The sequence below is a fragment of the Vibrio sp. 10N.261.52.A1 genome (genome assembly GCF_002876325.1).
Taxonomy (GTDB): domain Bacteria; phylum Pseudomonadota; class Gammaproteobacteria; order Enterobacterales; family Vibrionaceae; genus Vibrio; species Vibrio chagasii.
Genome location: NZ_MCYD01000942.1, coordinates 1 through 9,820 on the forward strand (window position 1 = coordinate 1; position 9,820 = coordinate 9,820).

General features: G+C 43.2%; 4 protein-coding genes and 1 pseudogene. 4 read left to right on the forward strand and 1 reads right to left on the reverse strand.

Annotated features, from left to right (window positions below):
* Window positions 1-192: 192 nt before the first annotated feature.
* From BCT81_RS20420 to BCT81_RS20440, 4 genes are all read left to right on the forward strand, one after another.
* Window positions 193-876 (forward strand): hypothetical protein, encoded by a 684-nt coding sequence (locus BCT81_RS20420; protein WP_102425628.1) that lies wholly within the window; start codon window positions 193-195, stop codon window positions 874-876.
* Window positions 877-1,094: 218 nt separating this feature from the next.
* On the forward strand, window positions 1,095-3,701 hold the full coding sequence (gene pepN / locus BCT81_RS20425) for an aminopeptidase N (RefSeq protein ID WP_102425629.1): 2,607 nt from the start codon (window positions 1,095-1,097) through the stop codon (window positions 3,699-3,701).
* 221 nt (window positions 3,702-3,922) lie between these two features.
* Complete coding sequence (locus tag BCT81_RS20430; RefSeq protein WP_102425630.1) at window positions 3,923-4,141, forward strand: DUF2835 domain-containing protein; 219 nt, start codon at window positions 3,923-3,925, stop codon at window positions 4,139-4,141.
* Between the two features lie 228 nt (window positions 4,142-4,369).
* Window positions 4,370-9,211, forward strand: coding sequence for an NAD-glutamate dehydrogenase (locus BCT81_RS20440; RefSeq protein ID WP_102425631.1), 4,842 nt, complete (start codon window positions 4,370-4,372; stop codon window positions 9,209-9,211).
* 243 nt (window positions 9,212-9,454) lie between these two features.
* Here the strand turns inward: BCT81_RS20440 and BCT81_RS20445 are convergent.
* Window positions 9,455-9,739: pseudogene (locus tag BCT81_RS20445) on the reverse strand (alanine dehydrogenase); the annotation flags it as partial.
* Window positions 9,740-9,820: the final 81 nt, after the last annotated feature.

The following is a 9,820-nucleotide window of genomic DNA, read 5'->3' on the forward strand; positions in this document are numbered from 1 at the left end:
TATCTCTATCTATATGTTTCTTTTGGTTTTTATTGCTAGTTAGTAAGCGAATGCCCTGTGAGTTTTCTAGATTTCTGTTTGGTAAATAATGACATTTAAGTTACTTCGCATTTAAAATTTAGTGACTTGGATCATATTTTTTCGCTTTCTATTCATTACGTGCCTAAGCTTAAAGAAAACGAGGGGACGCTTATGAAATGGATTCTATTATTTTTATCTTGTTTAAGTTTCGCTGCTTTTGGGAGCGAAGTTGCTTCTAATGGTCAACAATCAAAAAGCGATAATAATCTATCCCACTTTGACCTTCCTCTGTTGCTTGGTGACTGGTATTTAATGAATCCAGATCCAGAGCAAGGCACTGAAAACTTTAGAGCAATCAAGCTGACTCTCGATTCAAATTACTCATTTACGATTGATATCCAGAAAAAAGACTACAGTGTCGATCATTGGGAAGGTTTATATAATGCTAATGAAGATACGATCATCCTGGGGTTGAATACATCTGAGCCACAAGTCTACTCATACAGCAGTAATCACAATATGTTGAATCTCAATGGTGTGATGTTCACAAAAGCATTACCTAATGCACTGGCGGGGATCTGGTCGAGCGCAGAGCTGTCCGGCAGTGACTTGAGAGCGAGTAATATTCAAAAGATGGATTTGGTCCTTCAGCCTGACTTTATCTTCATGTTCCGCGTGTCTGATGAAGAAGGTGGCGAAGTTATTCGTCGCGGGGTGTATTACACCGAAGGCGACCAACTAGTTTTACTTTATGAAAACGGTGAACACGGCACTCGATATACACTGAACAGCGATGTGTTAACGCTACAAGGTGAAGAGGGAGATATGTTTGCGGTGCTGAATCGCATCCGATAATCGTGAGTTTTAGCAGTAAAGTGGTACTCGTTGATAATATTGTGCACAGTTCATTTCTTAGTCGTTCCTGTCTGATTTGATTGATAAAATAGCAAAACATGGAGGCATTTTCCTACAATGCCTCCTTTTTTTAATATTCCCCTTGTTTTATTGGCGATCAACCTTTAGATATATACAGTTAAAAAATTATTACGTATAACGATCAAAAGGAACTCGTCATGGCACATACACCTCAAGCCAAATATCGTAAAGATTATCAATCACCATCTCACACTATTTCTGAAATCGATCTTACTTTCGATTTATACGATTCAGCATCTATCATTACTGCGGTGTCTAGTGTTAAGCAAGAAAAAGACAGCTCAACATTAGTACTGGATGGTGAAGGCTTGAAGTTGGTTTCTGTATTGGTTGAAGGCAACGAGTGGACGCAATACGAGCTGTCTGAAACTCAACTAACGTTAACTGATCTTCCGAAGGAGTTTACGTTAACCATCGTTACTGAAGTGAACCCAGAAGGTAACAGTGCACTAGAAGGTTTATACAAGTCAGGCGGCGCTTTCTGTACTCAGTGTGAAGCGGAAGGTTTCCGTCGTATTACTTATTACATGGACCGTCCAGATGTGTTGGCGAAATTCACAACAACAGTTATCGCCGACAAAGCAGAGAACCCGTTCTTATTAAGTAACGGTAACCGTGTTGATGAAGGCGAGGCAGAAAATGGTCGTCATTGGGTGAAATGGCAAGACCCGCATCCAAAACCAGCGTACTTGTTTGCACTCGTAGCCGGTGACTTCGATGTACTTCGTGACGCCTACACCACGCAATCTGGCCGTAAAGTCGACCTAGAAATCTTTGTTGATAAAGGCAACCTAGACCGTGCAAACCATGCAATGGTGTCTTTGATTAATTCAATGAAGTGGGATGAAGAGCGTTTCAACTTAGAGTACGACCTAGATATCTACATGATCGTCGCGGTAGATTTCTTCAACATGGGTGCGATGGAAAACAAAGGCTTGAACGTATTTAACTCTAAGTTTGTTTTGGCGAACGACCAAACCGCAACGGATACCGATTACTTAGGTATTGAAGCGGTAATTGGCCATGAATACTTCCATAACTGGACAGGTAACCGAGTGACTTGTCGTGATTGGTTCCAGTTAAGTTTGAAAGAAGGTCTAACGGTATTCCGTGACCAAGAGTTCTCATCGGATCTTGGCTCTCGCGCAGTAAACCGTATCAACAATGTGCGTATCATTCGCGGTCCACAATTTGCCGAAGATGCAAGCCCAATGTCTCACCCAATTCGTCCTGAAAAAGTGATAGAAATGAATAACTTCTATACATTGACCGTGTACGAAAAGGGCAGTGAAGTGATCCGTATGATCCACACATTGTTGGGTGAAGACGGTTTCCAAAAAGGCATGAAACTGTACTTCGAACGTCACGATGGCACGGCAGCAACGTGTGAAGATTTTGTTGCCGCAATGGAAGATGCATCGGGTGTTGATCTGTCTCAGTTCCGTTTATGGTACAGCCAGTCTGGTACGCCGACGCTATCTGTTGAAAGCCATTACGACGCAGAGAAGAAACAGTACACATTAACAACTCGTCAAGTAACGGCGCCAACTCACGAACAAGCTGAAAAGCAGGCTTTGCATATCCCTCTAGATATCGAGTTGTACACTGCGTCGGGTGATGTTGTTGAGTTACAATGTAACGGTGAGCCAGTTCATAACGTGTTAGACGTGAAAGAAGCGGAACAAACTTTTGTGTTCGAGAACGTAAGCGAGAAACCAGTGCCATCATTGCTGCGTGAATTTTCTGCGCCAGTGAAATTGGAATACGACTATTCAGATGAAGAGCTGATCTTCTTGATGGTGAATGCGCGCAATGAGTTTTCTCGTTGGGATGCGGGTCAAATGCTATTGGCTAAGTACATTCGCAGTAACGTTGAGAACGTTCAACTAGGTCAGAAGTTTGAATTATCAGCATCTGTTGTTGATGCATTCCGCGGCGTACTATTGAGTGACTCGCTAGAACCGGCATTCATCGCAGAAATGCTTTCACTACCAAGCCACAATGAAGTGTCAGGATGGTATGAGCGTGTTGATATTGATGCTGTCGCGTCAGTGCTTAACTCTATGAAGGTGACGCTAGCAGCAGAGCTTGAAGATGAGTTAGCGGCGGTTTATCACAGCCATGCGCTAACGGACTATACAATTGATCACGACTCAATTGGTAAGCGTACTTTACGTAAAGTTTGTCTAAGCTACTTAGCTCATACAGAGCAGGGTAACGACTTGGTTGTTGAGATGTATAAAACAGCAAACAACATGACTGACACTATGGCTGCAATGGGCGCTGCTAACAGTGCAAAACTGCCTTGTCGTGAAAGCTTGATGTCAGATTACAGCGACAAGTGGAAGCATGATGGCCTTGTTATGGATAAATGGTTTGCGCTGCAAGGTACCAACCCAAGTTCAAATGCTCTTGAAGTGATCAAAGAGTCTATGTCACATCAGGCATTCAGCTTAAAGAACCCGAACCGCACGCGTAACTTAGTTGGTTCATTCTTTAACATGAACCCGGTTCAATTCCATGATAAGTCGGGACAGGGTTATGCGTTTGCTGGTGAGATCTTACGTGAACTAAACAGCAGTAACCCGCAAGTTGCTTCGCGTCTGATTGATCCACTGCTTAAGTTCCGTAAGTATGATGACGAGCGCCAAGCACTTATAAAAACAGAGCTTGAAACGTTGAAGAACATGGATAATCTTGCAAAAGATCTGTTTGAGAAAGTAACAAAAGCACTAGAAGCTTAAGTGAAGAACTCAATAGTGTGAGCAGTTTGTTAAGAAGCGTTTTGCTCATATAGAAAATTCATCAGTGGTAGAGAGCATCTACCACTGATTTTTTGTTTATAGGGGATCGATATTTAAGTAAGCTAAAGTTAATTCCCCAGCTTTTTAGACAGAACGTTTTTACAGTTAGACATCGTTAAGTGCCAAAAAACACTGGCACTGTACATTTATACAGGTGGTGTATGAATCACTATATTTTCCAACTTAACATCTCATATCAGCAATTTCTGGCCAGTTATTCGGGTGCGGCAAGTCAAGTTCAAGTAATAACAACTACAGGATTGCGCATACAGTTACCTGCAACTCGATTCAGACCTTTTCTTACACAAATAGGGGTTAGAGGGCAATTTAGGCTGACAACTGACCAAAAAAATAAGTTTATCAAGTTGGAAGCTCTGTAAAGCTTGGCGTGCCTAGTGAGTTAAAAGGAATCTTAATCACATAATCAAACATTTCACCTCCTACCACAGTTAAAACAATTAACCATTTTTCAATAATGCTTTTACAATAAACCAATGCATTACCTTTGCTTAACTCGTTAGTAGACAAGCGCTCAACGGCGTAATTCAAACACCAGATTAAGTGATACCCCTAATAATAAAATACAATTCTAATTGTGGAGTGTGACTATGACCGCACGTGAAACTGTGGTTCCAGTTTTACTTGAAAAAGTTTACAAGCTGATTCAAGACAAACTTGACCTTGCTCATCGACCTCTCGTAACTCAACTTGCTCAACACTTGTTTAGTAACGTTTCTCACGACGATCTGACTCAGAGAAACGAATCCGATTTATATGGTGCTGTAGTTAGCTTATGGCACCACATCAACGAAAAGAAAGCCGACGAAATTTCGGTACGCGTTTTCAACCCGACGGTAAGTCGTCAAGGTTGGCAGTCTACTCACACTATCGTTGAGATAGTGGTACCAGACAGCCCGTTCCTCGTTGATTCTGTAAAAATGGCATTGACTCGCCTAGACCTTTCTTCTCACCTTATGTTGCACAACCCAACACAAATCTCTCGTTCTGATTCAGGAAGCGTAATGGGTGTGAGCAGTGGCGAAGGTGTTTTCCAATCTCTATTCCATATTGAGGTTGACCGTTTGAGCAGCAAAGCTGAAATGACGGCACTGAAAACAGAGCTGCTAGACATTTTCACCGATACAAGCTTAGTGGTTAACGACTGGCTTAAAATGGTTGAAAGACTGAAAGAAGTAACAGACCAAGTTGAGCAGCAGAAAGACAGCATTCCAGTAGACGGCCAACGTTTCGATGAGACGTTGGCGTTTCTTCGTTGGTTAGGCGAACACAACTTTACATTCATGGGTTATAAGGAATATGACCTAGTTTCAGTTAATGGCGATACTGAGCTGCAACCGACCAAGGAGCAAGGTCTTGGTTTGTTTGCGAATTCAGATCGTGTACGTAACGTTAAGTTGTCTGAGTTTTCTGACTCGGCGCGTTTAGAAGCAAAAAAACCGTATGTACTTATCGTAACAAAGGGCAACACGGCTTCACGCATTCACCGCCCAGCTTACAATGACTACATCGGCATTAAGAAATTCGATAAGAACGGCAAGGTAATTGGTGAGCACCGTTTCACTGGTCTTTACACTTCTGCTGTTTATAACCAAACCGTTGAAACGATTCCTCTAGTTCGTGAGAAAGTAGAGCGTATCTTAAACGCGAGTGGTTATCGTGAGGGTTCATACTCTTACAAAGCTCTGCACAACATTCTTGAAAACTACCCACGTGATGAACTGCTTCAAGCTCGAGAAGAAGAACTGCTTGAAGTGGGAACGGGTGTCGTACAGATGCAAGATCGTGATCTTCTGCGTCTGTTCGTTCGCAAAGACCCGTTTGGCCGTTTCTTTAGCTGTATGGTTTACGTAACAAAAGATCGTTACAACACCGAGCTTCGTCGCCAAACTCAGCGCATCTTGAAGCAATACTTTGGCTGTGAAGAAGAAGTTGAATTTACAACGTATTTCTCTGAAAGCCCTCTGGCAAGAACACACTATATTGTTCGTGTTGATAACAACAACATGGACGTGGACGTGAAAACAATCGAGCAAAATTTAATGGAAGTATCGTCTACGTGGGATGACCGCTTATCTGAATCAATCATTGCAAACTTCGGTGAGAGCAAAGGTCTTCCATTGTCGAAAGAGTACATGCGTGCATTCCCACGTTCGTACAAAGAAGACATGATGCCAGGTTCTGCTGTTGCAGATATTGAGCGTTTAGAAGCACTAAGTGAAGATAATAAACTTGGTATGCTTTTCTACCGTCCTCAGGAAGAAGCGGCAGACTCGAAAGCAGTACGCTTAAAACTGTTCTACCACAGTGCAGAGCCAATTCACCTTTCTGATGTAATGCCAATGCTTGAAAACTTTGGTCTACGCGTTATCGGTGAATCACCATACGAAGTTCGTAAGACTAACGGTACTACTTATTGGATCTTAGATTTCTCTATGCTTCATAAGAGTGACCAAACGATTGATCTTCGTGAAGCTCGTGATCTTTTCCAACAAGCATTTGCAGCAATCTGGGCTGGTGAATTAGATAGCGATGGCTTTAACCGTTTGGTACTAGGTGCTGGTCTATCTGGTCGTGAAATCTCAATTTTACGTGCTTATGCTCGCTACATGCGTCAAGTTGGTTTCCCATTCAGTCAACAATACATTGAAGACACCTTGTCTCACTACCCAGATTTAGCGAAAGGTCTAGTCAGCTTATTTGGTAAGCGTTTTGATCCGAAACTGAAGGGCAGTGCGAAGGGTCAACAAGATCTTATTAAGAAGATCACTGAGCAGCTCGATCATGTAGAAAGCTTGGATGATGATCGTATCATTCGTCGCTACATGGAGATGATCACTGCAACGCTTCGTACTAACTACTACCAAGTAGACGAGAACAAACAAGCTAAGCCTTGGTTGGCTCTAAAAATGAGACCAAGCGAGATTCCAGATATCCCGGCTCCAGTGCCTGCATTTGAGATCTTCGTATACGCACCAGATATTGAAGGTGTTCACCTACGTGGCGGTAAAGTGGCTCGTGGTGGTCTTCGTTGGTCTGACCGTCAAGAAGATTTCCGTACTGAGATTCTGGGCCTAGTTAAAGCACAACAAGTTAAGAACACGGTAATTGTACCTGTGGGTGCAAAAGGTGGTTTCGTTTGTAAACGTCAGCACACAATGTCTGGCCGTGACGAGATCTTTGCTGAAGGTCAACGCTGTTACAAGCGCTTCATCCGTGCACTACTAGACGTTTCAGACAACATCATTGAAGGTGAGGTAATCCCACCTAAGAACGTTGTTCGTCATGATGAAGATGACCCGTACTTGGTTGTTGCAGCCGATAAAGGTACAGCAACATTCTCTGACTTAGCGAACTCAGTATCTGAAGAGTACAACTTCTGGTTAGGTGATGCGTTTGCTTCGGGTGGCTCTAACGGCTACGACCACAAAGCGATGGGTATCACAGCAAAAGGTGGTTGGGAATCGGTTAAGCGTCACTTCCGTGAAATGGGTATTAACTGCCAGACTACAGACTTCACTGCTATCGGTGTTGGTGATATGGCGGGTGACGTATTTGGTAACGGTATGCTGCTATCTAAGCACATCCGTCTACAAGCGGCATTTAACCACATGCACATCTTCATTGATCCGAATCCAGATTCAGCATCAAGCTGGGTAGAGCGTGATCGTTTGTTCAATCTACCTCGCTCAAGCTGGGAAGATTACAACAAAGAATTGATTTCTCAAGGTGGTGGCATCTTCTCTCGTCGAGCGAAGTCTATCTCTCTAACGCCAGAAATTCAGAAAATGTTGGGTACCAAGAAAGCATCAATGGCGCCAAATGATTTGATCAAAGCGATCTTGTCTATGGAAGTTGATCTACTTTGGAATGGTGGTATCGGTACTTACGTTAAGTCTTCAAGTGAAACTCACACTGATGTTGGCGACCGCGCTAACGACGTGTTGCGTATCAACGGCGGCGATTTGAAAGCAAAAGTTGTTGGCGAAGGCGGTAACTTGGGTATGACTCAATTGGGTCGTATTGAATATGCGCTTACCGGCGGCCGAGTGAACACAGACTTTGTTGATAACGTGGGTGGTGTTGACTGTTCAGATAACGAAGTGAACATTAAGATCTTCTTGAACGGCTTGGTGTCTAATGGTGATCTAACGGTTAAGCAACGTAACCAAGTTCTAGAGTCTATGGAAGATGAAGTTGGTGAGATTGTACTTGATGACGCGTACTGCCAAGCTGAGTCTATTTCGGTAACTGAACACCAAGGCGTGAGCTTAGTTAAAGAGCAAATCCGCTTCATTCACACAATGGAGAAAGCAGGGTATCTGGATCGCGGCCTAGAATACATCCCTGATGACGAAACTCTGCTAGAGCGTGAGAAGCAAGGTCAAGGCCTGACAAGACCAGAGCTATCTGTATTGATCGCTTACGGTAAGATGGTTCTGAAAGAAGATCTTGTGAGCGATGATATTGCGAATGATGAGTTCCATGCTCAACAATTGATGCAATACTTCCCAACTGAGTTACGCCGTAACTACTCTCAGCACATGGATAACCATCCACTGCGTGCAGAGATCATTGCGACGGCTCTTGCTAACCAAATGGTTAACGAGATGGGTTGTAACTTCATCACTCGTCTGCAAGAAGAGACGGGCGCAAACATTGTCGATATCGCTAATGCTTACGCGGCATCACGTGAAATCTATGGTTTGGGTCAAGTGCTTAAGAGCATCCGTGAACTGGATAACATCTCTAGCTCACAGGCTCAATATGAGTTGCTGTACCACGTACGTCGTACACTGCGCCGTTTGACTCGTTGGTTGCTAAGAAATCGTACTGGTAAGCAATCTGTGAAAGCACTGGTTGAACTTTACCAAGGCGATGTAGTGGCTATTACTGAGAAACTGGATGAAAACCTGGTTGCTTCAGAGGTAGAAGAACATCAAGCAATGGCGCAAGTATGGATTGACCAAGGCGTAACCGCAGAATTGGCGAATTCAGTAGCGCGTCTGTCTAGCTTGTATTCAGCACTGGATATATCCACAGTGGCTCGTGAAACGGGTAAAACAGTACAACAAGCGTCTAAGCTTTACTTCAATCTAGGCGACCGTTTGTCTCTGCACTGGTTCTTGAAGCAAATCAATGGTCAAGCAGTCGATAACAACTGGCAAGCATTGGCACGTGCTGCATTCAGAGAAGATCTGGATTGGCAACAACGCCAGCTAACAGGCCAAGTACTTAACTGTGGTTGTGGTTCTGATCTTGATGTGATTAAAGCACTCGATGAGTGGATGGAAAGCAACTCTGTTTCGCTTCACCGTTGGGAAAGTATCCTGAACGAATTCAAAGTGGGTTCTGTTCATGAGTTTGCTAAGTTCTCAGTTGCGTTGCGTGAATTGATGCTACTGAATCTAAACTGCATGTCGAAAGACTAACGATTCGATAGACACTAATAAAGGGCAGGCCATTTGGTCTGCCTTTTTCGTTTCGGATTATTATTGCTTACCCTGGAAAGTGAGTAGCCTTAAATTCACAATGTCTCAAACCGATTCACTGGACGGTGAATTAAAGAGTGCTGACTGCCTATATAACGGTAACGTTTGCTTAATAAAGAAGCTCATTCGTTAGCAAACTCGATTATCTTACCCTTACAGACAGTAATAGATTGAATAGTTGGGTAAATAAGTAAATAATATTTGCCCTTCGCGAAGCATAGCTCGCTCGACAGCTTGAGGTTCTTTAACCTTTACAATCATCTCTGCTTTCGCGAAAACGTCAGCAGCAGTAGGAAGAATGGATGCGCCTACAGCGATGTAATCATCGTCTGAAAAACCGATACCAGTACCGGCATTGGTTTCAACAAAAACTTGGTGGCCGTGTGAGATTAGTTCTCTCACGCTAGCTGGGGTCATACCAACGCGGTATTCGTGGTTTTTGATTTCCTTAGGTACGCCAATGATCATCCTGACTCCTCATTTTATTTTGGTTGTTTTATCTATGTGTAGGGTAATTCTGTCGAATTAATATCTAGTATAGATATGTTC